At 40.2% G+C, this 1224-nt stretch carries 1 pseudogene; it reads right to left on the bottom strand.

The features are described 5' to 3' along the window. Positions 1-16: 16 nt before the first annotated feature. A pseudogene (locus KN811_RS21740) lies at positions 17-1155 on the bottom strand (IS3 family transposase). Positions 1156-1224 lie beyond the last annotated feature (69 nt).

The following is a 1224-nucleotide window of genomic DNA, read 5'->3' as shown; positions in this document are numbered from 1 at the left end:
TGTAGGCTTACCCAATCTAAGACACCTCTAAATTCAATAAATTTTCATTAATATCATTAGATTGGGGGAAGAATTCTTCCCCCAATCTGGGTTTGTACTCTCTTGGAGATTTATTCCCCAGAGATTGATGTGGATGGTTATTGTTGTAATCCTCCATCCAAGTATTGCTTAATGATCGTAACTGATGTAAATCGTTAAACCAATAAGCATCCAATATATCTTCTCTGTAGAATCTGTTCAATCGTTCTATATAACCATTTTGCATGGGCTTTCCAGGTTGGATATAACGGATTTCAATTCGCTTTCTCTTACACCAGTCATTAAAGGTTTTTGAGATAAACTCAGGACCGTTATCACAACGGATCGTTTCGGGAAGGCCTATCTCTTCCTCCAATTGTTCTAAAGTTTCCACAACTTTTTTGGCAGGATAATTCAGTTCCGGATTTACAGCTAATGCTTCCCGGTTACAATCATCCATAATGTTTAATATCCGTACCTTTCTTCCGTCAGAAAGAATATCAGACATAAAGTCCATGCTCCAGACTTGGTTCAACGCTTCAGGCGCCTCTAAAGGATGTTTTACTCGGTCTGTGATGCGCTTTTTATGTTTGCGCCTTAATTTAAGTTTCATCTTCCGGTATACCCGTAATACCCGTTTTCGGTTCCACTTGTGGCCTTCGCGACGTATTCGTTTATAATACTCATCAAAACCCCTGGTTGGTAACTTAGTGGCCAACTCTGAGAGTTTATCGATTACCTCACGGTCATCACGCTTGGTCTGATAATACCACATGGAACGGGTCAGCCCTACTACATCACAGGCTCGCTTTATGGAGACCTGGTACTCCTTAATCAAATAAACCGCTCTATGCTTCTTGTCGGAAGGCCTTAGAACTTTTTTGACAAAAGGTCTTTCAGCATTTGATTATCAAGACTCGCATCAGCATACATCTGCTTGAGCTTGCGGTTTTCTTCCTCCAGTTCTTTCAGGCGTTTTAGCTCACGAGTCTCCATCCCTCCATATTTCTTACGCCAATAATATATAGTGCTCTTGTCGATACCCAATTCACGGGCGATATCGCCAACAGCTCGACCTTGTTCGTTTTCCTTTAAGATCTTGATGATCTGACTTTCGGTAAATCTACTTTTTTTCATCGGACAGTTTAATGGTTTAAAGTTAAGAATTTCGAATTTTAAACTGTCTTATTTTTAGGGAAGGCTACA

The sequence above is a fragment of the Sinomicrobium weinanense genome (genome assembly GCF_018863395.1).
GTDB lineage: Bacteria > Bacteroidota > Bacteroidia > Flavobacteriales > Flavobacteriaceae > Sinomicrobium > Sinomicrobium weinanense.
Note: the sequence above shows the minus strand (reverse complement) of the source record. Positions and strands in the feature narration are given on the sequence as shown.